General features: G+C 57.9%; 20 protein-coding genes and 5 pseudogenes. 6 read left to right on the top strand and 19 right to left on the bottom strand.

Annotation, left to right across the window (positions count from 1 at the left end; all coding sequences use genetic code 11):
- Positions 1 to 38: 38 nt before the first annotated feature.
- From EQW76_RS26580 to EQW76_RS26585, 3 genes and pseudogenes are all read right to left on the bottom strand, one after another.
- Complete coding sequence (locus tag EQW76_RS26580) at positions 39 to 227, bottom strand: DUF1543 domain-containing protein (protein ID WP_348539988.1); 189 nt, start codon at positions 225 to 227, stop codon at positions 39 to 41.
- A 25-nt stretch (positions 228 to 252) separates the two neighbouring features.
- Positions 253 to 414, bottom strand: a pseudogene (locus EQW76_RS29165) (hypothetical protein); the annotation flags it as partial.
- 379 nt (positions 415 to 793) lie between these two features.
- Positions 794 to 1,390, bottom strand: coding sequence for a TetR/AcrR family transcriptional regulator (locus tag EQW76_RS26585; protein ID WP_142832329.1), 597 nt, complete (start codon positions 1,388 to 1,390; stop codon positions 794 to 796).
- Positions 1,391 to 1,507: 117 nt separating this feature from the next.
- Here EQW76_RS26585 and EQW76_RS26590 point away from each other — a divergent pair, with 117 nt between their 5' ends.
- Entirely contained in the window at positions 1,508 to 2,326 is an 819-nt protein-coding gene (locus EQW76_RS26590) for a DMT family transporter (RefSeq protein WP_280176916.1), read from the top strand.
- Between the two features lie 251 nt (positions 2,327 to 2,577).
- On the opposite strand, the pseudogene EQW76_RS26595 reads toward EQW76_RS26590, so the two are convergent.
- From EQW76_RS26595 to EQW76_RS26615, 5 genes and pseudogenes are all read right to left on the bottom strand, one after another.
- Positions 2,578 to 3,803 (bottom strand): annotated as a pseudogene (locus EQW76_RS26595) (FAD-dependent oxidoreductase).
- Positions 3,804 to 3,818: 15 nt separating this feature from the next.
- Complete coding sequence (locus EQW76_RS26600; protein ID WP_142832328.1) at positions 3,819 to 4,559, bottom strand: SDR family oxidoreductase; 741 nt, start codon at positions 4,557 to 4,559, stop codon at positions 3,819 to 3,821.
- Between the two features lie 62 nt (positions 4,560 to 4,621).
- Positions 4,622 to 5,302, bottom strand: coding sequence for an isochorismatase family protein (locus tag EQW76_RS26605; RefSeq protein ID WP_142832327.1), 681 nt, complete (start codon positions 5,300 to 5,302; stop codon positions 4,622 to 4,624).
- A 69-nt stretch (positions 5,303 to 5,371) separates the two neighbouring features.
- Entirely contained in the window at positions 5,372 to 6,460 is a 1,089-nt protein-coding gene (locus tag EQW76_RS26610; protein WP_142832326.1) for an aldo/keto reductase, read from the bottom strand.
- Positions 6,461 to 6,609: 149 nt separating this feature from the next.
- Complete coding sequence (locus EQW76_RS26615; RefSeq protein WP_143123421.1) at positions 6,610 to 7,509, bottom strand: LysR family transcriptional regulator; 900 nt, start codon at positions 7,507 to 7,509, stop codon at positions 6,610 to 6,612.
- 98 nt (positions 7,510 to 7,607) lie between these two features.
- Here EQW76_RS26615 and EQW76_RS26620 point away from each other — a divergent pair, with 98 nt between their 5' ends.
- Both EQW76_RS26620 and EQW76_RS26625 read left to right on the top strand, forming a co-directional pair.
- On the top strand, positions 7,608 to 8,795 hold the full coding sequence (locus EQW76_RS26620; protein WP_142832324.1) for an MFS transporter: 1,188 nt from the start codon (positions 7,608 to 7,610) through the stop codon (positions 8,793 to 8,795).
- 193 nt (positions 8,796 to 8,988) lie between these two features.
- The gene (locus EQW76_RS26625; protein ID WP_244615573.1) at positions 8,989 to 10,230 is read left to right on the top strand and encodes a multidrug effflux MFS transporter; all 1,242 of its coding nucleotides are present in this window, start codon (positions 8,989 to 8,991) and stop codon (positions 10,228 to 10,230) included.
- 6 nt (positions 10,231 to 10,236) lie between these two features.
- Here EQW76_RS26625 and EQW76_RS26630 read toward each other — a convergent pair whose 3' ends face one another.
- The 3 genes from EQW76_RS26630 to EQW76_RS26640 all read right to left on the bottom strand — a co-directional run bounded on the left by EQW76_RS26630 (position 10,237) and on the right by EQW76_RS26640 (position 12,855).
- The gene (locus EQW76_RS26630; RefSeq protein ID WP_142832323.1) at positions 10,237 to 11,373 is read right to left on the bottom strand and encodes an MFS transporter; all 1,137 of its coding nucleotides are present in this window, start codon (positions 11,371 to 11,373) and stop codon (positions 10,237 to 10,239) included.
- Between the two features lie 181 nt (positions 11,374 to 11,554).
- Positions 11,555 to 12,316, bottom strand: a complete 762-nt coding sequence (locus EQW76_RS26635; RefSeq protein WP_142832322.1) for a glucose 1-dehydrogenase — start codon at positions 12,314 to 12,316, stop codon at positions 11,555 to 11,557.
- Between the two features lie 143 nt (positions 12,317 to 12,459).
- Entirely contained in the window at positions 12,460 to 12,855 is a 396-nt protein-coding gene (locus EQW76_RS26640) for a cupin domain-containing protein (RefSeq protein WP_142832321.1), read from the bottom strand.
- 161 nt (positions 12,856 to 13,016) lie between these two features.
- On the opposite strand from EQW76_RS26640, the gene EQW76_RS26645 reads away from it, so the two are divergent.
- The 3 genes and pseudogenes from EQW76_RS26645 to EQW76_RS26655 all read left to right on the top strand — a co-directional run bounded on the left by EQW76_RS26645 (position 13,017) and on the right by EQW76_RS26655 (position 15,262).
- Positions 13,017 to 13,910, top strand: coding sequence for a LysR family transcriptional regulator (locus EQW76_RS26645; RefSeq protein WP_142832320.1), 894 nt, complete (start codon positions 13,017 to 13,019; stop codon positions 13,908 to 13,910).
- Between the two features lie 179 nt (positions 13,911 to 14,089).
- Positions 14,090 to 14,808, top strand: a pseudogene (locus EQW76_RS26650) (carboxymuconolactone decarboxylase family protein).
- Positions 14,809 to 14,887: 79 nt separating this feature from the next.
- On the top strand, positions 14,888 to 15,262 hold the full coding sequence (locus tag EQW76_RS26655; protein ID WP_142832319.1) for a DUF2255 family protein: 375 nt from the start codon (positions 14,888 to 14,890) through the stop codon (positions 15,260 to 15,262).
- Positions 15,263 to 15,832: 570 nt separating this feature from the next.
- On the opposite strand, the pseudogene EQW76_RS26660 reads toward EQW76_RS26655, so the two are convergent.
- The 8 genes and pseudogenes from EQW76_RS26660 to EQW76_RS26695 form a co-directional block, all read right to left on the bottom strand.
- Positions 15,833 to 17,458: pseudogene (locus tag EQW76_RS26660) on the bottom strand (methyl-accepting chemotaxis protein); the annotation flags it as partial.
- A gap of 80 nt (positions 17,459 to 17,538) precedes the next feature.
- Positions 17,539 to 18,312, bottom strand: coding sequence for an IS6 family transposase (locus EQW76_RS26665; protein ID WP_142832317.1), 774 nt, complete (start codon positions 18,310 to 18,312; stop codon positions 17,539 to 17,541).
- A 436-nt stretch (positions 18,313 to 18,748) separates the two neighbouring features.
- Positions 18,749 to 19,778: pseudogene (locus tag EQW76_RS26670) on the bottom strand (IS110 family transposase).
- A 563-nt stretch (positions 19,779 to 20,341) separates the two neighbouring features.
- Positions 20,342 to 21,007: a TetR family transcriptional regulator gene (locus tag EQW76_RS26675; RefSeq protein ID WP_142832316.1), complete on the bottom strand. Its 666-nt coding sequence runs from the start codon at positions 21,005 to 21,007 to the stop codon at positions 20,342 to 20,344.
- A 297-nt stretch (positions 21,008 to 21,304) separates the two neighbouring features.
- Positions 21,305 to 21,898, bottom strand: a complete 594-nt coding sequence (locus EQW76_RS26680) for a TIGR00730 family Rossman fold protein (protein ID WP_142832315.1) — start codon at positions 21,896 to 21,898, stop codon at positions 21,305 to 21,307.
- A gap of 134 nt (positions 21,899 to 22,032) precedes the next feature.
- Positions 22,033 to 22,641, bottom strand: a complete 609-nt coding sequence (gene idi / locus EQW76_RS26685; RefSeq protein WP_143123422.1) for an isopentenyl-diphosphate Delta-isomerase — start codon at positions 22,639 to 22,641, stop codon at positions 22,033 to 22,035.
- A gap of 112 nt (positions 22,642 to 22,753) precedes the next feature.
- A complete protein-coding gene (locus tag EQW76_RS26690) occupies positions 22,754 to 24,379 on the bottom strand; it encodes a radical SAM protein (RefSeq protein WP_142832313.1) in 1,626 nt (541 codons plus the stop codon).
- Positions 24,380 to 24,455: 76 nt separating this feature from the next.
- Positions 24,456 to 25,214 (bottom strand): isopentenyl transferase family protein, encoded by a 759-nt coding sequence (locus EQW76_RS26695; RefSeq protein WP_142832312.1) that lies wholly within the window; start codon positions 25,212 to 25,214, stop codon positions 24,456 to 24,458.
- Between the last annotated feature and the right edge of the window lie 495 nt (positions 25,215 to 25,709).

Below are 25,709 nucleotides of genomic sequence, written 5' to 3' on the forward strand. Positions count from 1 at the left end.
CAGAGCATCCACACGATCACTCAAATCCGCAATCCGGTTCAGCTCGGATGCGTACGTTCGACCGCGCCCCAGCAATCGAGGTGCAAGCTCTTTGGATCGCCCCACCATTGATTGCGCAGATCGTCGCGGCAATCCTCCGCAGTCTCACCGATCGAAAACCTCACATCATGCAGTTCAATGTTCGAATTCCCGCAATCACCACCGATATAAAACATAAACAGCTTCATCGTCTCTCCATCATCAAAGTCGGTCCTAACCGAATGTGAACGCGTAGGCCTGAACACCGGGATCGAGGAACTTGATCTGGAATGTATGATCGGCCACCGGCCCCTTCTGGCGGACCAGCTGATACAGACGCTGGCCCGTGATCGTTCCCTTTCCTGCGGCATCCGTGTCCGTTCCGTGACGTCCGGGACGCTGTGCATGTAAGCGAGCTGCTGGCCAGTATTTTCGCCTTTGGTGACGTCAACGCGCTGTTCCCGGTCGAAATAGGCAATTACGACGTTGGCCCTGCCCATGCCCGCCGCGATGTCGATTTCCAGTCGTTGAACGTACAGCATAGGGGTCGAGCTGAGTGACCACATGGCCGACCAGCAATATTTACGCTCATCCCGCGGCCGAAAAATATGGAGCATCGACGAAAGCTGTCCTTGGCTCGATGGGGTACACCGAGGCGCAGATCCGTGATCTGGTCGATGGAGGCGCTGCGAGTACTTCCTGGAGCCGAGAATACCTACCAAGTTAATGGTAGGCGGCTGACGATTACCGGCACCCTTGCTAGCCGTCCATCTGCCTAATCCGGCAGTGCGCCAACTAGTCTGGGAATTGCGACCTTCCGAAAACGCTTGAACGCCGCCGTATCGCCCGTTGCCTTCATCCGTATCAAGGTACCCTCGTATGCATCGACCACACTGACCGCCGCGCTGTCGACATCTACCTGCTTGTCGATTTGACCCAAACTTTGGGCAAGCGCCAGCAGTTGGCGGATGCTATCCTCCCATTGGCGATACGACGCCGATAGCTTGGTGGATACAGTTGGGTTCCGTGATGTGACCGTTTGTGCGATGACGCCGTAGAGGCAACCGCCGGATGGGTGCTCATCGGTAATCTCTCGTTCCAGCACCGCGAAGTACTCGTCAAACCTCGACAGTGGGCTGATCGACGTATCGTTGAAAATTGCCTCGCGAACGGCCCGATACTTCTCCTCATAGGCCTCAATGATCGCAACCACGTAATCATCTTTGCTTTTGAAAAAATGGTAGAATGAACCCTTTGGCACTTTCACCGAGGTCAATATAGGCCCGATACCAATGCCCTCGTAGCCGTGTGCCAGCAGTTGGCGCATGCCCTCGGAAATAAGTTTTTCCCGCGTCGTAGATTGAATGGCCATTACTAGACGACTCATCTACTACTAAAAAAGTTCATTTGTTTCCTCCGTCGCGAGCTTTTTATGACCCTAACACAAACACGGCCTGTTGGCATCGCCCTTGTTTTAACGTAGGCAGTTTTGTGGAGCACCGCCGGGCTGTTCGTGAGGATGGCAAACCTTGATATGTGGTCTATCGTCGCCTGGCGCTCGGGGTTTTCGTTTGTAACGCTTGGCATCTACATTCTACTTCGCAAACGTGCTGAGCAAGGCGCGAGCCCTCGGTGTTTCGGGTGGCCCGGCATATTCGCCTGCATGGTCTCAGTTGTTGCCGCAATAGCTTACATCGCGTCTTTACAGTGGACCTCAGTCGCGAACGTCATGACCGTTTATGCGGCCCTCCCCTTCCTGGCGACGACAATCGCATTCTTGTGGTTTAAGGAACGTGTGACATCTCGCTTTGTTATTGCCGGCATCGTCGCATTTTGCGGTGTGGCGCTGACCGTTGGGGCCGCCGTCGCCACACGCGATATAATAGGCATAGCAGCGGCGTTCGTGATGACGTCAGGCTTTGCATTCCAGCTCGTGATCGCAAGGCGATATCCCACCCTTGACATGCCTATGATGACCGTTTGCTCCGCCGCGCTCTGCGTCTTTGTAGCGGTGCCGTTCATGCAGTTCGTAATCCCGTCACCCTTACAGCTACTGGCCTGCGCACTTTATGGCGTCCTGACGACCGGTATCGCTTATGTGCTCGTCCTCATGGGATCAAGATTGATCGGCTCGGGAGAGGCGGGGTTCCTCTCAATGTTGGACGTCGTTTTGGGACCATTTTGGGTATGGCTGTTTTATGATGAACGCATCGGGGTTCCAGTCTTTATTGGCGGATGTGTCGTGCTTGGTGCCGTTGGCTGGTACCTTCTTGGAAGTTCGAAAGAACATGAGCCTCCCACAAGGTAGTGGGCTGGGAGAGGATCACTTGGACATTGAGGTTTGCCTGTTTGCACGGCCGGGATGGGCTACCTGTTTCAGGTTGTTATCGCAAACGACTGGGACATAGGCGAAAAGTGTTTGCCACCATAGGAGGGCCATTTCGAGCACCTCCTTTAGGCGCAGACGTCTGGGTACTTGGTCGCAATGAACATCGCGTCCGCATCCGACTTTGCCCGTTGTCCGCGGCGACCCGAAAGTCTTCGCCCGCTGAAATTGGCCTAGAAGGAGTTCAGCACTTCTCCCGCCGCGCGTATGCCGTTTTCCAACGCTCCATGCGCCGTTGAAAAGTCGGTCGGATGCGTGGCCTCTCCGGCGACGAATATCCGGTCCTGGAACGGCGTCGCAAGCCGAAGCCTCGCGCCCGAATGCAACGGCAGTGCATGACTGTATGCGCCACCGATCCACGGCGTGTTGGTCCAATCGGACGAGACGAGAGGCTTGAGGCTGGCGCAGGCAGCGGAACCGAGCAGCGAGCGAAGTTCGTCCAAGGCGCGCTCGAACGCCTCATCCGCGCGAGTCCGGGAGGTTGATCGAGCCCGTGCGCCACCGAGGAAGCATTCGATGACCGGGAGCCCCATCGGCCGCAGGTAATAGCTGCCCGTCTCGGCATCGGTCGGGTTGCCGATGACGTGGGTTTCAGGCTCGAACCCGCCGCCAACGATCTCGAGGAACAGCTTCTCGTTGTTTCCAAGCGGAAGACAGCTTGCAGCCTCTTGCCACGACTGGAGCTTGTCCGGCCATGCGATGAGATCGCCCGCGATCACATTTGTCGAGACGGTCACGATCAGCGACCTTGGCCACAGCGTGCCGAGCGGGGTTCGAATTTCCAGCCGCTCGCCCTCTACCCTGATCTCCTCGATCGGCGTCCGTAGGCTGACCTCGACTTCCCCTGGGATGCTCGAGGAAACCAGCGCGCCGTAGCCACTGGCCACACGCCAGTTGGAGTTGGTCGACGCCGTTTCGTAGGCCATGTAGTCGCGTGCCGAAATTCGTTCGAGTTCGTCTCCATTGCCGAAGCCGCTAATTGCCTGCAGATAGGCGTTCCATTTTCCGTCGGGAAGTAGGCCATTCGATGCCCTGTCGCTTGCGGGCGGCCACTCGCGGAGTCTTTGCTGGAATTCCGACGCCGACTGCCGTGCTGCTTTTGGTCTTCCAGCGAAAATCCCAAATCCCGATACTGCTGGCCCCAGGCGCTAGGCCCTTCGATTACGTGGAACCCGGAAGCCCCAGCGATCTTCGTCCAGGGATTCCGGTCGGCGGAATGCAGCTAGCCGCAGCCGAGGTCGAGCGGCCCCGCTGAGGTTTTAGCCGTCCACGCCCTGCCGCCCAAACGATCCATCGCCTCGAGCAACACGATCGACAGACCTTTTCCAGCCAGCGCTCTTGCCGCGCCGATGCCCGCCGCCCCGCCGCCGATGATCGCGACATCCGGTTCCGAATTCATTCTACCTCCAAGCCTTCACGCCTGCTGCACTGTCGGCCTGAACAGGATTTCATTCACGTCGACGCTTTCCGGCTGACCTATGGCAAAAAGCACCATCTCGGCAAAAGTTTCCGGCGGAAGAGCGAATGTCGCGGCAGTCCGCATGTGCTCGAGCAGACCCTCGTCTTTCACCAGTCCCATCAGTTCGGTCGAAGACGCCCCCGGGGAGATGATCGTCGAACGGATATTGTGGGGCGACATCTCCTGGCGTAGCCCTTCCGAGAGGGCGCGAACCGCGTGTTTGGTCGCCGAGTAGATCGCCGTCGTTGGGGCAACCCGGTGACCTGCCGTCGACGCCACGTTGATGAAGTGTCCGGACTTCCGCGCGATCATGTGCGGGAGAGCCGCGGCAATGCCGTACATGACGCCTTTCAGGTTGATGTCGACCATGGCGTCCCACGCGTCGACGTCCAAGCTTTCGAGCAGGGAGAGCGGCATCACCCCTGCATTGTTGATCATGACGTCGATCGTGCCGAACGTTTTGACGGCTTCGTCAACGAGCGCCTGGACATCGGCTCTCCTCGAGACGTCCGTGGCAAGAGCGACGGCCTGACCGCCCTTCGATTTCAGTTCCTCGGCAAGCTCGGCAATGCGGTCGGCTCGCCGCGCGCCGAGGACGACCTTGGCCCCCTTCGCGGAAAGAAGACGGGCGGCCGCCTGACCAAGTCCGCTGCTGGCTCCGGTGATGACGATGACTTTTCCGGTGACGTTGTCCATGTGGCAATTCCTGTTCGAATTGGTAGACTCCGGCGAACTCACGGATGGCGGAGGTCCCGCCGTCAGCTTTTAAGGACCGGGCCGAGCGCCGCGAAGACGTCCGATCCGGGAGTACTGACAAAGTCCCGGACCAGCCTCGTTGAAAGACTGAGAACGGAAGTGGGGATTGCGCCGGCCTGCTCCATCTCCTCGAACGCCGCCATCTCCGTGCGTGTCGATTGGCTGCCGATCGTGTCGACGACGAAGTAGACCGTGTAGCCCGCGGCGATGGCATCGAGCGTCGCCTGCAGCACGACGGCCTCCGCTGCGAAGCCTGAGATGACCAGCGTCTTGCGGTCGTTTTCGCGCAAAGCCCCCACCGTCTTCGGGTCGCCGAAAGGACTGATGGGTATCCTGTGAATGGTATTGCTACCGGTGGCGAAGGGCTTCAGACCTGGAATGAGGTCGGCGGAGCCGCCGGCAACCGTGACGACGCTGAACAGCGTTGGCAGGCGCAGCGTTTCCGCAACCTTGGCAAGGACGCCCGCCGAGCGGGATATCGCCTTGGGCGAATTTGTCTTCGAGCGGGACACGAGGCCCACCTGCATGTCGCCAAACAACAGCTGAACGTCGCGTGGATCGATGCGCGAACCGGATTTTGGCCGTGCAGTCTGCGCCAATGCAGGCACGGAACTGGAAGCGATGATCGCGACAGCGATGGCTCCGCCACGAAAGAGATCGCGGCGGCTAACGAGTTTGTTCATGATGTGATTCCCGAATTGCGTCTGGCCGCCGTCATCGATGAAGACTGACGGCCAGTTTTCGTTTGCCCGTCAGGCGCGGCCGAGCGGGTGCTTGGAACCACCCGAGACCGGAAGTCCCGGTGCTGGCACGCCGTCCTTCATGTCGCGGTTTCGCTGGCCCGCACCGAATGCCCCATAGGGGTAGCCGCCAGGCGTGGGGCGGCTGACCGCCTCGAGTGCCGCGGTCGCCTGCTCGTCAAGCACCAGTTCCACCGCTCCGATATTGTCTTTGAGCTGCTTGAGGGTCCTCGCGCCGAAGATAGGCGCTGCGACGCCGGGACGGTTGCCGATCCAGCTTAGCGCCACCTGGCTCGGCGTCGCAGCGCATTCGCGGGCAATGCTGAAGACCGCGTCGATGGTCGCCCAGTTCCGATCCGACTCGGCGTATTCTTCGGAGACCCATTGATAGAGTTCCTTCGTTGACCCCGCCCGCGTGTCGGACGCTGGATCGCCTCCCCTCTGATATTTCCCGGCAAGGAAGCCACCTGCCAGAGGTGACCAGGGCAGAATGCTCATGTCGTTGTAAAGGGCTGCCGGAACGACCTCCCATTCGCTTTCGCGGGAGAGGAGGCTGTACTGCTGCTGAAGACTGGCGGGAATCTGGATGCCCATTGCCTTCGCCGTCGACGCGAACAGCTGCAGTTGCCAGCCCGTGAAATTGGAAAGACCGAAGTAGTGTATCTTGCCAGCCCTGACGGCCTCGTCGAGGAACGTCAGCGCCTCTTCCACGGGTGTGTGCATGTCGGAGGCGTGTAGCTGGTACAGATCGACGGTATCCACACCGAGCCGCTTGAGGGAACCTTCCAGGGCCCGGTGGAGATGGCGGCGTGACAGGCCAACTGCATTGGGGTCCTCGCCGCTGCCAGCCCTGCCCTTGGTGGCGAGAATGACGCGGTCGGTGACTTCCTTCGGCCGGGCGGCGAACCAGCGTCCGATGACCTCTTCGGCGACGCCGCCAACATAGACGTTGGCGGTGTCAATCAGGTTGCCGCCGGCTTCGACGTAGGCGTCGATGATGGCGAACGCCTCCTCTTCCGGCGTCTCGTCGCCAAAGGTCATGGTTCCGAGGGCAAGCTTCGAGATCGAGATGCCCGTGTTCCCAAGTTTGATGTGCCTCATCGCTGAAATCCTTTTCATCCAAACGGAGCGGTCTGCGATACCGCGATGATGAGGGATATAGAGACTGTGACGGAAACGATTACCCGTGGCAATCCGCATGCCGCATTAAGCAGCGCTAAATAATCGGACCCTTCCGAGGGCGCGCGTTCCTAGCTTGCTCCTTTGTATCGAAGAGCGGCGAGCAGCAGGCTGAACGCGGGAGTTTGCTGGCGGCGGCTTGGGTAATAAATGTGATAACCGGGATAGAGCGGCGTCCAGTCCTGCAACAGAAGCGTCAGCGAGCCGTCGTCGACAAGGTGGCGAACTTCATCTTCAGGCATGTAGGCCAGTCCCGCGCCTGACAGAACGGCTTTCATGATAACGCCAAGCCCATTAAAAGTGACCTGTCCGTCGACCCGAACGTTGATGGTTCGGCCGTTCTTTTCGAATTCCCAGGCGTAGAGGCCGCCGAGCGTCGGCAGCCGGAAATTGACGCATCGATGGCCCGTGAGGTCCTGCGGCACCTTCGGCTTCGTCCGGTCCGCGAGATAGGACGGTGCGCCGACGACGACCATTCGGGTCTTCGGGCCGATCGGCACGGCGATCATATCCTTGGCGACCGTTTCGCCCAGCCTGACGCCGGCATCGTATCGCTCGCCGACAATGTTGCTCAATCCATAGTCGATGATCACCTCGACCTTGATGTCTGGATATTCCGGCAGGAACCGCTCCAGCACTGGCCAGATGATGGCTTCGGCCGCGTGCTCGTCGCTCGTCAGGCGGATATTCCCGGCGGGCCTCTCTCTCAGGTCGTTCATCGAGGTCAGAGCCGCCTGGATGCCGTCAAGGCGCGGTCCGACCTCGTTGAGGAGGCGATCTCCAGCTTCCGTGACGGATACGCTGCGGGTGGTCCTGGTCAGCAGACGGACCCCGATCCGTGCTTCGAGCGCGCTGATCGTCTGGCTGAGCGCCGACGGTGACACCCCGAGCATCGCAGCCGCGCGCGTAAAACTCTGTTCCCGTGCCACGGCCACGAAAGCTTGGAGGTCATCGATGTTTTCACGCGCCATTACTTAGCCCTGCTTAATACGACATCCGCATTATAGCGACTAATAGGATAGGCTGACATCCCCTATGTTGGCGTACGAACAACTGAACGGGAACCATCATGGCAGATGCAATTTTGGAGACGGCCTCCCCCACGTCCCGCTGGGCGGCGGTCTGGGCAACGGGCCTCGGCGTTTCCAGCCTGACCGCGGCCGAAATGCTTCCCGTCAGTCTGCTGACCCCGATGGGAGCGGACCTCGGCATCACGCAAGGCATGGCGGGCCAGGCAGTGACTGCCACGGCTGTCGTCGCCCTGGTGACCAGCATCTTCATTGCCGTCGCCACGCGCGGTCTCGATCGCCGCAATCTGCTTCTCTGGTTGTCTGCGATCCAAATCCTATCGAATCTCACGGTGGCTCTCGCGCCCAATCTGGCGGTGCTGCTTGTCGGTCGAATGTTGCTTGGCCTGTCGCTCGGTGGCTTTTGGGCACTATCGGCGGCTCTCGCCATGCGGCTGGTTCCGGAAGACGCGGTTCCGAAAGCATTCTCCATCATCTTCGGAGGCGTCTCGGTCGCGACGGTGGCTGCGGCACCGATCGGCAGCTATTTAGGCGGCCTCATCGGTTGGCGCGGTGTGTTCACCGTCGCCGCCGTTCTGGCCGCCGCAGGGTTCGTCTGGCAGTTCGTGTCGCTGCCCTCCATGCCGTCCCGCGGCCAGGCCCGCCTTGCAACCCTCTTCCATGTTTTGAAGCGTCCTCGGATTGGTCTCGGCATGCTGGCAGTCACCCTGGTCTTTGCCGGACATTTCGCCTTCTTCACCTACCTGCGGCCCTTCCTCGAGACCGTGACGCATGCGAGCGTCAACGGCGTGTCCCTAATCCTTCTCGCCTTCGGTATCGGCAGCTTCATCGGCACGTCGGTGTCCGGCTGGCTGCTCAGGACGAACCTCTGGGTGACGCTCTGGCTGGTGCCGCTGCTGATGAGCATTCTCGCGATTGCCGCGGTCTTATTCGGAGCGTCCGCTATCCTCATATCGGTCATCGTCGCTCTTTGGGGCTTCTCGTTCGGCACCATTCCCGTCGGCTGGTCGACATGGCTGACCCGCACGGTGCCGGACGAGGCCGAAAGCGGCGGTGGCCTGCTCGTCGCCGCCATCCAGATCGCCATGACCCTTGGTGCGGCGCTCGGCGGAGCGATTTTCGATACCAGAGGAATTTCGTTCGTGTTCGTCTTCAGCGGGGCGATCCTGCTCACAGCAACCGTCGTCGCTCTGATCGGCCTGCGAGACCTTCGCAAGAGGTCAGACTGAGCGGGAAGGGCGAATATATCTCTACATGCAATGGCTAGGCAAGAAAAGCGGCTCCTACATTCAGTGATGCAGCTCATAAGTCTCTTCACGTCCAGGCACCTAATTCTGCTGACTTCGATAGATTAGACTGGACCTCGCGCCATCGGCTCAATCCGGTGATGCTTGCAACGAATGGCAATATGGAAGCGATGACTTGAGAAACGAAACCGGAAGCGCGACCGCCAAAGCGGAACAGTCAACGTCAAAGCTGTCCAATATGTGGACGATGACCGTGCTCGGCGTTCTCCTTGCCTTCGCGTCCATATCCACCGACCTTTATCTTCCGGCCATGCCGAGTATGGTGGTCGCGCTCCATGCAAGCCAGGACACGCTCCAGTATAGCGTCTCCGGCTATCTTGTCGGCTTCGCGCTCGGACAGTTGTTCTGGGGACCGATCGGCGATCGCTTCGGACGGCGCATCCCTGTTGCAATCGGCCTTGTTCTTTTCATGATCGGCTCGGCCGGGTGTGCTCTGTCGACAGACGGGTTCGAGCTGATAACGTCCCGGCTGATCCAGGCGGTCGGCGCCTGCGCGAGCGTCGTTCTCGCGCGCGCCATGGTCCGCGATCTCTACGAGCGGGATCAAGCTGCCAAGGTGCTTTCGACCCTGATGACCATCATGGCAGTAGCACCACTCCTCGGCCCGAGTGTCGGCGGACTGATCCTGCGGCTGGGATCTTGGCAGACGATATTCTGGTTTCTGGTGGGGATAGGTTTGCTGACCCTTATCGCGCTGTTCACCGTTCCGGAGACCCTTTCGGAAAACCGTCGAAATACGCAATCGATGGCCGGAGCCTTCGCCGCCTACGCAAGTCTGCTACGCGACCGAAGACTGATCGGATACGCCGGGGCTGTGGGCTTTTTCTACAGCGGCGTTTTCGCCAACATCTCCAGTTCGTCCTTTGCCTATATCGACTACCATCACCTGTCGCCGCAGCTCTATGGCATCGTATTCGCGGTCGGCACGGTTGGATTGATGACCGCCAACTTCGTCAATTCCCGTCTGTTGACAAGGATGGGAAGCGATCGGATGTTGCGCTTCGGAGGCGTTGGAGCGACCATCGCCGGGGCGCTTCTGGCGTTGGTGACGGGAACCGATTTCGGCGGATTGCCCGCAATGGCGATCTGCCTCTGGCTGTTCACGGCGATGAACGGCTTCGTCACGGCCAACGCGATCTCGGGCGCGCTCTCTGGATTTCCGACCAGGGCGGGCGCGGTGTCGGCGCTGGTCGGATCGATTCAGTATGGGAGTGGCGTCATCGGCTCGGCGACCGCGGGTGCGATGGCCAATGGCACGCCGTGGCCGATGGGATGGGTGATCGCAATTTCCGGCCTCGGGTGCCTGCTGAGCGTAACGCTCATCTTGCCGAGCCCGTCAGGCGCTCCAGCCAAATAGTGGCTCCTAGCGCCGCACGGTCGATAGAGCCCCTCGGCATGCAAACCAGACGACAATGGCGGACAAGACCAACACGGATGCGCCTCCCACCACCGCTCTCCATCCACCGTACTCCCAGAGCACCCCGGTCACAGCTGAGCCGATAGCGCCGCCGATGAAATTGCAGGCGACGAAAGCCGTATTCAGCCGACTGCGGGCATTCGGGTCGACGGAAAGCAGTCGGGTCTGGTTGAGGACGTTTGTCGCCTGGACCGCGATGTCCAGCAGGAGCACGGAGACCAGAACCGGAATGATCGAGGTAGCTCCGAACCCGCCGATCAACAGCGATACGAATGCCAGTGCCAGAGCGCCGCCAGTCCCGGCCACCGACCATCCACGGTCATGCAGCCATCCTGCCCGCTGGGCGGCCATAGCGCCTGCCAGACCGACGAGACCCACCAGACCGATCTGGCTGACGGAGTATGAGAACAGGGGCGAACTGAGCAGGAAGGTGAGGCCCGTCCAGAACATCGAGAAAACGGCAAACATCATGCCACCGATCACCAGCGTGACCTGGACAGCACGATGCCTTCCGATGACTGCGAAGACGGATTTGAGAAGGGCCCCGTATGATACCTTGGGCCGAGGCTGGTCGGATGGCAGTACGCGACCAAGTACACCGGCCAAGATCAGGATGACGACGGCAGCCACGATGTAGATGGAGCGCCAGCCGAACGTGGCGGCGACAAAGCCACTGATCGTGCGCGACAGGAGAATGCCCATGATCAGGCCGGAAACCACCGTCCCCACGACCCGGCCACGCTCTTCGGGTCTGGAAAGATCGCCAGCGAGTGGGGTGAGGATTTGCCCGGCGACCGTCGTCAGGCCAACCGCGAACAGGGTCGCGAGCATCGCGGCGAATGACGGAGCGAACGCGCAGGCGAGAAGCGCGAAAGCGGAACAGGTCATCACCGCCGGGATGAGCCTCCGTCTGTTTAGCGTGTCGCCGAGCGGAACGATCAGGAGAATGCCAAGCGCGTAGCCAATCTGGGTCGTTGTGACGAGTGCGCCTGCGGAACCTATCGAGACGTGAAACGACGATGCAATATCGGTGAGCAGGGGCTGCGCCCAGTAGAGGTTACCGACCGCGGCTCCGCCTGAGATCGCGAATAGAAAACGTCATCGGGCGCGATATTCCGGATGGTCCGTGGTTTTCAGTCTGCAAGGCTGGCAGTCCTTCGATGGTAGTCAACGGTTGCAGTGTTCTGGAGACGTTACCGACATCATGCAATGCAAGTCTTCGTGGCTGGCGGGGAACCGACGAATCGCCTCCCCGACCGCGACCTCAACGAACCGTGTATCCGCCGTCAACGGGAAGCGCATGACCGATGACGAAGGTTGAATACGGGCTGGAGAGCCATAGAACGGCGTCCGCGATTTCCTCCGCGGTTCCGAGCCGGCCGATCGGCACGTCCTTCATCATGATGTCCATGGCTTCCGGCTGGGTCTCCAGCATATCGGTAACCATCGGCGTCGATATGATGCCGGGGCAGATCGCGTTGATCCGGATCCCCTTCGGCGCGTATTCGAGACCAGCGCTTTTCGTCAGGCCGACGACGCCGTGCTTTGAGGCATGGTAGATGCCGCGTTCGGCAATCCCGACGATGCCACCTAGCGACGAGTTGTTGACGATGGTACCGCTGCCCTGCTTACGCATCTGGATCAGCTCGTACTTCATGCAGTTCCAGACGCCGCGGAGATTGACGTTCATAACGAAGTCGTAGTCCTTGGGATCGGCGTCGGCGGTCTCCGCCACCGGGCTCTGGACTCCGGCGTTGTTGAAGGCGGCATCCAGGCGACCGAACGTGGCGACCGTCATGTCTACCATGGCCTCAACCTCTTCCATTTTGCTAACGTCGCAGCGGACACCGATAACCTTGTGGCCCGCCGCGGTCAGTTGGTCCGCAGCAGCGCGAACCGCGTCCTCGTTGACGTCGGCCAGCGTGACTGCAGCGCCCGCCTGTGCGAACGCTTTCGCGGCCGCGAGACCCATGCCCGATGCCCCGCCCGTGACGAGGGCGACCTTGTTTTCAAATGAAAAGCTCATGCGATTTCCTTCGATGTGTCTGAGTTGTCAGGCGACGACTAGATATCGCCGTCCGTCAACGGAAATTTGGACGACCACCAACGTCCCGCGCCAACGCTGGGCTGATGCGGATCGTTAGATCGCGGTTTCGGATGGCCGCTGGATTAGCCTTGGTATTCGTCGTCCGAGACGTGTTCCATCCAGTCGACGACCTTGCCGTCGAGGTTCTCCTGGATGGCGATGTGAGTCATGGCGGTCGTCGGCGACGCACCGTGCCAGTGCTTCTCGCCCGGAGGAAACCAGACGATGTCGCCCGGACGTATTTCTTCGATCGGGCCGCCCTCACGCTGGACGCGTCCGAAGCCCGCGGTGACGACGAGCGTCTGGCCGAGTGGATGCGTGTGCCAAGCCGTTCGGGCACCCGGTTCGAATGTGACGGCCGCGGCGGAGCCGCGGCGCGCTTCGTTTGCCGGGAACATCGGATCGACGCGGACGGTGCCCGTGAACCAGTCCGCCGGACCCTTGCCGGATGCGTTCGTGCCGTTTCGTGTGATTTCCATTGTCGTCTCCTTGAGCTGAATTCTGAACCATAAGATAGGGCACCCGATTGAGAACGATTAGGCGTAGAATGCTGAATAGACTTATGGCTGCCCCGCATAAGTGACTGTTCGGTTCTCCCAGTTTCTGTTAAAGCTGCCTCGAATTATTCAGGGGCAAATCGATGCTGCGAGAGAACGTCAACGACCTCCTGGCTTTCCTGGCCGTGGCGCGCGAACGGAGTTTTACCAAAGCCGCCGCCAAGCTGGGGATTTCCCAATCCGGGCTGAGCCACACGATCCGCGACCTTGAAGAACGCCTCGGCGTAAGGTTGCTGACCCGCACCACCCGAAGCGTATCTCCGACGCCAGAAGGCGAGCGGCTGCTGACGTCGATTGGGCCGCGGTTCGAAGAGATTGAAAGCGAACTACACGCGTTGACGGACCTCAGGGAAAAACCTGCCGGCACCATCCGCATCACCTCCGAAGACTTCGCCATCGACCATGTCCTATGGCCAAAACTCAGGAAGGTTCTCGGCGAATATCCGGATATCAAAGTCGAGTTCGTGGTCGATTACGGCCTGACCGACATCGTCGCCGCGCGCTTCGATGCAGGTGTCCGCCTCGGCGAAATGGTGTCGCAGGGGATGATCGCCACCCGGATCAGTCCCGAGCAGCGGATGATCGTAATCGGCTCACCGAAATATCTGCAAAACCACCCCGCGCCCAACACTCCGCAGGACCTCACCAACCACAATTGCATTAACCTGCGCCTGCCGACCCGAGGGGGGCTGTACGCTTGGGAATTCGAGAAGGATGGCCAGGAACTGCGTGTCCGCGTCGACGGACAGATGACCTGCAACGGCATCACGCAGATCATGACGATGGCGATCGACGGTTTCGGGCTGGGGTTCATTCCTGAGGGTCTTGCGATGCCGGAGATCGAAGCGGGCCGCCTCGTGCAGGTGCTGGGCGACTGGTGCCCGTCCTATCCGGGCTATCATCTCTATTATCCAAGCCGCCGCCAGGCGTCCGCCGCATTCATAGTCGTCCTCGACGCCCTGCGGGAGCGCGGCTGATGTCGCGACTTATTCATGCCGCAATCCCATAAGTCCTATCAGGATCGCGGCCTTATCCCGCGGGCCGTTGAACCTATCTCTTCCATACAGGCCGGATTCGGTGGCTAGAACATGGAAGGAATGGAAACTTGAAAGAGATCGCCGCAGCCGCATTGTCCCTATCGCTTGCCGCCGCCCCAGTGAATGCCGAGGAGAAATTCCAGAATGGATCGACAGCACGGATCACCGTCGAAGACGTCCGATCCGTTTCGCCGCTTTGGAGAAATATACCCAGCAGAAGTTGCTCGGCGAAGTCTGGAGCCGCCCGGACCTTTCCCGCCGCGACCGCAGCGTCATCACGGTCGCTGAGGTGATCGCCAGAAACCAGGCGAGCGACATGCCGTTCTACTTCAAGGTAGCCCTCGACAGCGGTGTCAACCCCGCCGAACTGTCCGAGATCATCACGCACCTGGCGTTCTATTCGGGCTTCCCGAATGCAATGGAAGCTGTCGCGGCTGCAAAGACGATCTTCGCCGAGCGCGGCATCACGATCGACCAGCTTCCCATCGCATCGCCAACGCTTCTGCTGATCGATGAAGAAGCGGAAGCCAAGCGTGCGACCACGGTCGAGACCAATGTCGGCCCGGTCTCCGTCGGCGTCGTCAAATACACCGGCGAACTCTTCACGGACCTGTGGCTGCGCCCCGATCTCGATCGGAGCCTGGTGACCATCAGCGCCCTCGTCGCAACGGGTCAGGTCGCCCAGGTCACGTTCCATCTGAACAAGGCGATGGACAACGGGCTCACCAAGGCACAGGCATCGGAAGTCCTGACACATCTCGCCTTCTATACGGGGTGGCCGAACGTCATGTCGGCCGTGCCGGTCTTCAAAGACGTCTTCGAAAAGCGTGGCGTCTGAACGCTCAGTTCGTAATTAAATGGATTCGAGCACCGCCAACACTTTCGCGGCGCTCGCACTCATCAGAAAGGAATTTTCGATGGCATGGTCCAAGGAACAACTGGCCCCGATCGGCAGCAGCGACGATCTCCATGTCGCACCGTTTCGTGACGACGGCGTCACCTATGGGACACCCACATGGATATGGTCCGTCGTCGTCGGCGACGCGCTCTACGTACGCGGCTACAACGGTCAAAAGTCGCGCTGGTACCAGGCTGCGGTGAAACAGAAGGCCGGGATGATCAAGACGGCAGGTGAAATCCTCGAAGTTGCATTCGAACCCGACGATGGGACAATGAATGACACGATCGATGACGCCTACCGGGCGAAGTATGGAAAAAGCTCCTACCTGGGGTCCATGATTTCCGAACGCGCCCGCGCTGCGACTGTTCGGATCGATCCGATAAAGGCCTAACAGGCCGACGCAATTCGTGGCGGGCGAAACCTTGGGGGTGCCGCCCGCCCATGGGCCTACCAGGCGTAGGCTTCCGGTGCACCCTTGCCGTAGCCGGGCCAGATTTCATCCAGCTTCGTCAGCATCTCCTTGGAAAGCGAGACATCGACTGCGCAAAGATTTTCAATGAGTTGTCCAACGGTTCTCGGACCGGTGATCGGAGATTAGTGCGCGCAAGCTGATAGGACTTATGCGGGCGTTGCATCAATGCGATCGAGGTCAGCGGTGCAGGGTCGCGCCGTCGGTGGTTCCCCCCATAACAAGTTAGGCGGATGGTGTTCGTGTTGCGAATGACAGGCCAGGCTGCGGCGCGCGCGTCCAACGCCTCACTGTAGTGAGGAGGACGCCAAATCAACTGAGCTATAGTGTTCTCGGACAGAGTTGAGTTTCTTTGCTATTTGCGCTTGAAAGGAATCGAACCGGCAGCCCTGTCGTACATCTGATATTGCAGATGCATAGACATCTAGTCGGTAGGCCTGCCACAGTGAAAAAAGGCAGGCTGCTCTCGGTTTTCGTCGACTAATTCGCGGCTCAAAACTCCTCCCAATTCGCCGCTGCCGCCGCTGACGCGCCGGCGGCTCCTCCAAATGCGCCTGCAACTTTCACCCGAAGGGATCGCGCCGGCGACTGAGCCGATACCGACCGCTGAGTGACGATCATTGGCCGACTTTGTGCCCTGCCGCCTTGAAGAGTGAACTGAGCGAGGAGCTCGTTGAGCGATGCGACCTCTTTGGCGAGACTATGGCTGGCGGCAGTCGCTTGTTCGACCATAGCAGCATTTTGCTGCGTGCCTTGATCAATGCTATTTACGGCCGTGTTGATCTCATTAAGTCCAGTTGCTTGTTCGCGTGCGGCCTCAACGATCGCCTTGACATTGCCGTCAATCTCTTCGACCTCGACGACAATTTGCTGAAGGGATTGACCGGTTTTCGTAACAAGATCGACGCCGCTGTGGACCTGCTGACCAGAAGTTGAGATCAGCGATTTGATTTCTTTCGCCGCTTTGGCCGACCGCTGAGCGAGCTCCCGCACCTCTTGGGCAACAACCGCGAAGCCCTTGCCGGCCTCCCCTGCCCGTGCAGCTTCAACACCGGCGTTCAAGGCAAGGAGGTTGGTCTGGAATGCGATATCGTCAATGACACCGATGATGTTGCTGATTTCACTCGATGACTTCGAGATCGCTTCCATTGCCGCAATCGCATCGCGCATAACGTCGCCAGAGTTGCGAGCACCTGTACGGGCACGACCAACCAGAGAACCAGCCTCCTCTGCTCGCCTCGTAGAATCCTTGACCGTAGTTGTTATCTCTTCAAGAGCGGCGGCGGTCTCTTCGACTGAAGCCGCCTGTTGTTCTGTCCGTCTGGCAAGATCGTCCGAGGCCGATCGGATCTCGTTTGCGCCTGCAGCAATGGCCTGGGCATTGTCACCCACAGCCTGCAATGTCTCCTGAAGCTTGGCCATCGAAGAATTGAAGCTAACCCGCAGTTGGTCGAGATGGGCGACGAACGGCTGCTCTATACGGAATGTGACGTTGCCACCGGCAAGTTCTGTGAGCCCTGTTCCCAGCCCGTCGACAGCTAACTGAGTATCAGCGGCATCCTGAGCCTTCTGTGCCTCACGCGCGATCCGTTCTCTCTCCGAAACGCTACGGCCTGCGTCCGCTTCACCCTCCAGTCTTATGCGCTCGATCGCACTGTCTCGGAACACAGAGACTGCTGTCGCCATTTGACCGAGCTCATCCTTACGGTCGGACCCCGGGACTTCGGCAGTAGTGTCGCCGGAAGCAAGAGCAGCCATGCGAGCCCGCAGCCGTTCGATCGGAAGCGTGATCCCACGAGATGAAATCAACAGCGCGATCAGGATAGCTGCTGCAAATACGACAGCAAGTATCACCAAGGCATAGGTCACCGTCGTGTTGGCATTTCCATCCAACAAGTCGCTCTTCGAATCAATATTTTTGCTGAAGGCGTCGATCCAGGCTCGAACTCCGACCACCTCGGCGTCGATCAGCGGGTCAGCCTGCTTTAGCAGGCGTGTTGCAGTGTCGTTGTCATCGAGCATCCCAGCCTTTACGGCCGGGTCCGTCAGCGCAATGATCTCGTTTGCCTGAGCAGTCAACTTTTCAAGGGTGGCGGCCTCCGACGGTACCAACTGCCGCGCTGCAGCCAATCGCGCAAGAAGCACGCGCTTACTGTCGGTATAATCGGGCTTGTCGCAAACCTCCACAGAGGCCGAGGCTATCCCTCGAACGACGCCATTTCATGTTTGTTAACCTTTGTAAGTCCGAAGAGGCGCGCAACCAAATCATTCTGATCGTTGACTGTCCATCCGCCGGAAAAGCCGAAGCCTTTCCTCAGCCATAGCATCGCCTCGAAACCAGCAATCGTTCGCCGCGCAGTATTGAAGGATTGGAAGCCGCCAATCTTCGGCATGTTCTTCTTCACACGGAAATGGTCGCTCTCAATGCCTTGTTGCAGGTGCTTGGTCACATAATGCACGGGATCGGGCCGTAGCAGCCCGTCTTCAACCGACGTTTTGATCGCCGACGGGAAGGTATTGGCGCCATCCGTGCCGATCTTGTACGGCGACAACAAAGGCTGATCTTTCAGCATCTTGCGGAAGAACCGCTTGGCGGCTTCGAGATCGTGCTTGGCGGTCAGCAGGAAATCCACCGGATTGCCATGCTTATCGATGGCTCGGTAGAGATAGCGCCATTTGCCGCGGATCTTGACGTAGGTCTCGTCAATCCGAACCGATCCGCAATGCGGCCGGCGAAACTGGCGAAGACGCTTCTCGATCATCGGCGCATAGCTCAATACCCAGCGGTTGATCGTGCTATGATCGACCTCAAAGCCGCGCTCTTCGAACATGTCTTCCAGATCTCGATAACTCAGCGGATATCTCAAATACCAGGTGACCGCTTGTACGATCAGCCATGCCTCGAAATGTCTACCTTTGAAATCATCCTTCGACTGCCGCTTCAGCTTTTCGGTAATCGCATTCAAAATCATCGGTACGCTCCACAACATCTGGAGTGGGAATTTCTCGTGCGACGGTCAATAAACCGTTAAACGCAGAAATTTGCGACAGGCCCATTTATAGCACGCGGCGAACTCAGGCCGTTGCGCGACCCACAGAACGCAGATCCGGCCGAGCCATGAAGCCCTTGTCGTCTAATCGCATTTTGGTCAAGCCCATTTTGCGCCTGGTCTCGAGCTGCGCTTGATGTCTTTGCTGCCGGGGCAAGGTCGTCTTCGCGGTCGGGACATGCCGCCGCATTATAGCTTTCGCGGAACGGGTCTTCCTATGTTTTCTCCGCAATGAGCGCGACCGCTCCTGCACCTACATAATCGGAATGATCCAGCCCACGTCCCGGCAGGGACATCTCGGCGCACCGCGAAGGCGGCGCAAACGGTCAGATGGTCGACTATATGTTGCTGTTGTTGATCATGCGGCGCCCCCCTCAACGCGCTGGAACGGCTGTCCGCTCTTGAGCATACTGTGCATGATGACGGCAAGCTTCCTGGCCACCACCGCTATCGTCGCCCGCTTGAACCCAATTTTCCCCCGCAGTGCCGTCCCCCAGGTCCGAAGGTCACTGTCAGCTGTGACCCGCGTCAGTATCGTTGTCGCTGCCTCGTAGAGAAGTGCTCTCAAATGCGAGTCGCCCCGGCGAGATATGTGACCGCTATAGTCGACCTCGCCTGACTGGTAGCGCCTGGTGGTGAGGCCGACCCAAGCACCAACCGAGCGAGACGACTTGAAGTTGGCCGGGTCCTCAATTGCGGCGACATAGGATGACGCGGTCACCGCACCAACCCCTGGGATTGACATCAACAACGCGGCCGCCTTGTTCCCGCGTGATGATGCAAGCAGCTGTTTTTCGAGTTCGGCCGCGCGGGTCCTCAAGCTTACGCCATGCCTCAAGCAGCGGCAGCATAATCCGACCCAAAGCAGCTTCGTCCGCAAGGAGGCGACGGACATTGTCTTCGAAAACCCGACCGGCTCCCTTCGGAATAACGAGACCGAAGGTTTTCATCAGCCCGCGGATCTGGTTCGACAAATCGCCGATCGTCTTACATAGCTGGCCACGGGCTGAGACCAGCGTCCGCGTCAGCATGCTGTCGAAGCTCTTTACGCGGACCGCCCGGTAGAACCCGACCTCAGCCAAATGCGCCAGTCCGTCGGCATCGTTCGCATCCGTCTTGTTCGGTGCCATGTCGAGCGCCGCTTTGGCGTGCCGTGCATCAATGCAGATCGCCGGCAATCCCTCCGCAGTAAGCGCATGGAAGAACCACACTGATAGTGGGCCGGTCTCGAACACGACCCGCTCGGGAGCCGGCGCATGCTTGCGGATCAATGCCGCCAGCGCCTGCGGGTCGGAAGCACACTTGCCCCGCCAGATCCGCTTGCCATTTCGCCGAATTGAAACCGTTGTATCTTTTAAAGAAACGTCGAGACCGATATATTCACCCATGGTTGTTCTCCGTTTGATGCTGGGCCCGGCCAACAGTCGTGAGCCCGTTTTTCATCTTATCGGGGAACAACCACCTTCAATGCAGCAATCGCATCAGCGCCGGCGCTCCCGCGATTACCCTATGTTTTCTGTTCCGTTGCTACTCAGACCCCTCTTTCAACACGCATTTCACGCTGAAAGAGCAAGAGGCCACAGCCGTGTCGCCTGCTGCCACCTTTCCGACGATGACCATGCAGAACTTAACGGCCTCTATGTCGGTGTATTCCACCCACCGACGCGCCATTTCCGTGTGCATTAAGATAATGCTTTCCGCCCCATCGGATTGCTGTTCTGACATGGTATATCATTACAACAGCCAATGTTTGGCGGCTCGTACGAATCATCAAGAGTTCCACAACGTTGACTATGCGATATGTTATCACATGACCCGCGAACTTGATCTTCATAAGGACTTGTCCGCGATATCGAGCGATGCTTGGCGGCCCGCGTTCGAATCCTCATCAGTAGACAAACGGTCAACCTTCAAGGTCACCGTTATCCTTTGCCGCGGCATAGGGTAACGGTCACGCGAAGAGTAAATGCCAATGGTCAAGCGAACTCCGCTCGTTTTCTCCAGTGACCAAATCGGCGCGCCCATACGAGGAAAGCATCGTCTGAACGATACGCAAGCCATCAGATTTCAAGTCGAACCTCGAATCTTCCTCGAGCCAGGTCTGAAACGTTCCACGCATTGCAAACCAAAAGGTATATGTCGCAGTGTCGGACGTCCAGGGATCTAGTAATTCTTTCCTCGTCTCTGCGGATCCGAAGACGCTCCCTAACGTAGCTCGCACCTCCTGCTGGAACTTGCGATCTTCATTATAGAAGGCGACTGTATCGGAGACTTTCTTATCATAGATCTGGAAAATCCGTCTGCAGTTGTAATTGGCAGCGAAGTAGTTAATGGCTGATGCGGCAAGCTCAGCGACTGCCTTCAATGGCTTCTCGACCATCCCCGCATCATGGAGCTTGCCCAGTATTCTTGCATGCCAGCACAGCTCATCGCGCAATGCTAACAGAATGTGCATTTTTTGTCCGAAATGCCACTGGACGGCACCGGTTGTTACAGCCGCTTCAGCAGCAATTTCCTGCAAGCAGGTGTCATCGTATCCTTTTTCGATAAAAATAGCTTCGGCAGAGCGCAAAATCCGCATCCCGGTAGCTGCAGCCTCTTCCGACGTTCTTCTCATAACTCACCTGCCCTGTGGCCAATCGCATCCTTTTTGGAATGCGCCTCAGCCCGGCATCCCGCGAGAAATAAGAAATATGAGATCTGCCATGGTTTGCCACAGCGATTTCGTTACAAAATTAACAGAGGAATCACAGGTACGTGGGGGCAGCTGCGCGCTCGTGGTACCAACTCGTTTCGAAACACCGCATTTCACAATTCACTACCGTTCGATGCAATTTGGTATCATTTACGTGCCTCTGTGACTGCCACTACTGTCACTGCTGGATATCGTTAGCAACTGGCAAAGCGAGCTCAGTTAGTGGCGGAGCGCACCTAAAAAATCGCTCTGTTCTGAACGTGACTTTAGCGTGGCGCTACCTTTTGCCATCGCAGACAAGAGCGCCTCAGCGTCCTCCTCGACGAGGAGGATGTTGCGATGGCTTGCAGTCACGAACGCCTCGTCAACAACGTGATCAAGAAAGGATTCGAGCTTCCTATAAAAGCCTGCGGTGTCGAGCAGCCCACAGGGTTTACTATGATAGCCAAGCTGCGCCCATGTCCATACTTCGAACAGTTCTTCAAGCGTTCCCAATCCCCCTGGCAAGGCGATAAAGCCATCCGACAGCGCTGCCATCAGCGCTTTGCGCTCGTGCATGGTCTCGACAATGCGCAGATCAGCGAGACCAGTGTGCGCAACCTCATTCTCGGCCAGTGCACGCGGGATTACCCCAATAACCTCCCCGCCATTGTTTCGGGCTGCATCGGCGATCGTCCCCATCAAACCGATCGAAGCGCCGCCATACACCAATCCGATGCCTGACGTCGCTAGAGCTTTGCCGAGGCGCTTTGCTGCGCTCACATAGTCTGGTTTCCGGCCGTTGTTTGAGCCCGAAAAGACGCAATATCTCAAACGCTCCTCCCATCGACAAATGACAAATGAACATTACGCAAGATTGGCTTTGAATATTCCAATCCACCAAGATCCGTTTCGAGCGCCCAGACCAGGGCACGGAATGGCGCGGCCAAATCGTCGTAACCAACGACTCATATTTTTGCTTTGGCGGCTTCTGGCAAGCTCAGCTCATCCGCTATGGGCCATTGCGATGGATCCGCATTAAAGGATGCGAGCAGTTCGACTTGCGCGCGACACCATGGCGACACCAGCAAGCGCCCATCCTGTAAGCTTTCGACAAACCATTGCCAATCCACCCATTGCCACGCAGAAACCTCATTCAGATCGGGTGTTACGCTCAAGGTTTGGCAGCGGGCGGTGAACACGGGGCACAATTCATGTTCGGTGATCCCATTCGTCATTGCTGCGCGATAGGAAAACTCGGGTAGCACAAGGCGAATGCCATTTACCTCTATCCCCAATTCCTTTCGAACCCGGCGCTCGATTGCTTCAATCAACGATTCACCCGGCCGCGGGTGCCCACAGCAACTATTGGTGAGAACGCCGGGCCATGTAATCTTGTCCGATGCCCGCCGCGTCACGAGCAGCTTCTTGTCGTCATCAAAAATGTAGACCGAAAAGGCAAGGTGCAACGGTGTATGGGCGTGATGGATTTCGGACTTTGGAGCCGTGCCGATGGCCTCACCATGCTCGTTGCACAAAATGACCTTTTCGGAGAGTGCATTCGTCGAAGTGTTCATCAAACACCTCCAGGGTTGGAAAGCTGCATGCAACCTGATCGGTGGACGGTCATCAGCCTCTTCAGAAATGGCAACGTGTGGAAGTGAACGCATGGCGTCGTTAAACTCAGGGTCAAGCCGTCGTCACACCATATCCATTAAGTTGCCCGAGAAGTTGACTTTCAAGACGCTGCGCTTGCCCTTCGTCCTCGACGTCCGCACTGATCATTCCGAGACGATCGACTAATTTTTCTACTACGGCGTTCCGACGTCCGGAGTCATTGCTTATAAGCGGACCCTCGAAATCGTGTTGCCAAGATCGGAAGTTTGCGGTGTCGCTTTTCCATCGAACCTCCCTTAGAGTTTCGAGCTGCAATCGCTGCGCTGTATCGGAGTCCATCCCGATGTGGCTCCAGATCCGTGCCTCGCCGCTCGGGTCATCAACTTTGAGGTTGAAGCGTTCTGCATCTTGCCAAACAGGCATGGTCTCGTCCTGAAGCATGCAAACGTAAAGAGCGAATTCTCCGGAATACTCGTTGACAAGGAACGCCTTCGTCTCCTCGAACATATCGGGAGTTTCCCCTGGATAACCGACAATAAACGATACGAAATGTTTGATCGTGCTTCCGTCTAGAAGCTCATGAGCTACACGATTTGCTCGCGCCGTGACTTTCTTGTCCATGTTCCTGAGGCTCGCATCGCTCATTGACTCGAAGCCGATGAACAGAGATTTGCAGCCGGCGTCTTCGAGCTGATGGACGAGCTCGGCATCTTTGATTGAATTTGCTCGCGTGTATGCTTCCCATTGAATGTCGATGGCAGCTAGCTTCGGCAAAAGCTCCCTGAGGCGCTTCGGAGGTACGGTAAACGTTGAATCCAACGCTTTGACGTAGCTTGCGCCGTTTTGAACTTTATAGTGCTCCCAATCGCTCGCGATTTTATCTGCGGACTTATATCTCCACAGGGGCGATGCAGCCGGGAATGAGCAAAATTTGCAACTGAACGGACAACCCCGCATCGATTCGTAAGGTACAACCGGTGCATGACCGGTTAGCGCGGGTGACGGGTATTGGTCCAGGTCGATATAGGCGATCGGCGTAAGCCGTGGTCGGCCATTTACATCGCGAAACACGAGATTAGGAACGCTGGTGGGATCACCTCCCTTGAGCTTACTGAGCAAATCCGGCAACGCAAATTCGGCATCTCCGCGAATGATAAAATCGACGCTCCCATGATCTCGCATAATCTGCATGAACTTGAGATTGCTGTATTGACCACCAAGGATCAGGATTGCATCGGGGAATCGCAGCTCGATCCAACTTATCGCCTGAAGCAAGCTGCGCCGGTCCCAGATGAAGGTGGTTGAGAGGAGAACGACATCGTAAGAACCAGCGGGTTCGCCTCCAACCCCTTTCCAGATATTTTCAGTTGGCATTGCGTCGAACTTAACTCCCCCCTCAGTGAGAATGGACTGCAGCGTGAAGGTCGTGAGGTGGAACGTTCGAGCCGGTTGGGACGCGCCTTTGGCAGCAGAGCTATTGCTCATAGCCCTTGCCCCGCCGCCATCTCGACGTGCACGAAGCAACGGCACGACCCCCCCATCGTCGGCTTTATACTGAAGGCGCGAGAGATCAAATCTGGCCCTACCAGAGCCGACGGCAGCCATTTCAGGATTGATAAGGAGCTCGAAGGATGAACCACGCAGCAGCCTGTTATCGGGAAATTCCGGCCCCATTCCGGAGATGAGCAAGATAGTCATTTTACCTCACGGTTGGCAAAGTTTCAGATTGACGCGTAGCTCGAAAGTAAGCTTTTGCTGAATCTCATGAGTAGACCTAGCCCAACGATCTAAGGTCCCGGGGGCTCCCAGCATCATGTGAAGCCGGGAGACGAGTGAGCCCAACATTCCCGCCTTCTTGCCAGTCAGGGAACTCGCGCTCTTGCCACCGCGCGTGTTCAAGATATTCCTCGGCAATGGCCGCTATCAGCGCCTCCCGCCGCATCGGATCGAGATGTAACAACTCGCTGATTTCGATGTTATTTTCCTTGGCGAACTGTATCGCGCAGCGATATCCGTCGATGTCCTCCAATACTGGCCGGAGAACTTCCTGGTTCCAGAGATCCGCCAATTCCTCCAGCAGGGATGGGCGCTCGTCCTTGATGGCAAACATTTCCGTAACTCGAAGTCTTGCCCGCGGCAGGAAAACATCCGGAGTCGCAAGACGCAGGCGCCTTACGTGCCACCTGAAACCGGCATTCCAATAGGAGTCCTTGGCCATGCAGTTCAGAAGGGAAATCGAACCGCCTTCGAGGATGAGGCCAGGGGAAGATTTGCGATCCTCTATTGCCGATATGAGCTGGAGATGAGCGGCCTCTGCTTCCATCACGCCTTCGGTGAGTGGGCGCGAATCTAGGTAGATTCGCTGGGTGGATTGCAGCTCCGACTCTAAAGGACGCCCGCTGCCGGTGGCGATTTGAGGGCAGCATTGTACTCGATCCAGCGCGATAACCGGCCATCCGGTCTCTCGTGCAATTTGGATTGCCAAGTCTGTTTTTCCGCTGCAGGTGGGTCCATAAATAAGATAGATTAGCATTAGCATCTCGCTCTTTTTTGGTAACTGGTGCCATCGGGCGTGACGCGGCACGTGCCGCTTGATCGGGTTTGAAAAGTATGCGCCGCGCACAGTATAAAAAGAACAAATGTCCGAATTCGAAGTCTCGAATCCAGAAATAATGATGGTATTTGTTCCGAGTACAACCTTAGCAACAGAGATTGGTGTTCGCAATACGGATGGAAACATTAAATATATACATTAATAATGTTAATATACTGATTGTAATGCCAGACTCCAAATGCTTGTACTAGAAGTTTCGTTTCAGTTGACATCGATTCCCCAACCGACCCCGCGGGTGATCAACTTGCAGGGTGTGCCGCCGCTAAACAACGACCATGTGTTGGACGGCGCGCATATCTTGCTGTCGGCCTACGACGACTGGCAGCTATACCGGGCGCCGCTGGCGGCTGGGGTCGCGGCCTAGCATTACAGTTGCGTATTTTTACAAGTTCTGAATCTATAGGCCTCCATGAT

Source organism: Rhizobium sp. rho-13.1 (assembly GCF_007000305.1).
Taxonomy (GTDB): domain Bacteria; phylum Pseudomonadota; class Alphaproteobacteria; order Rhizobiales; family Rhizobiaceae; genus Rhizobium; species Rhizobium rhododendri.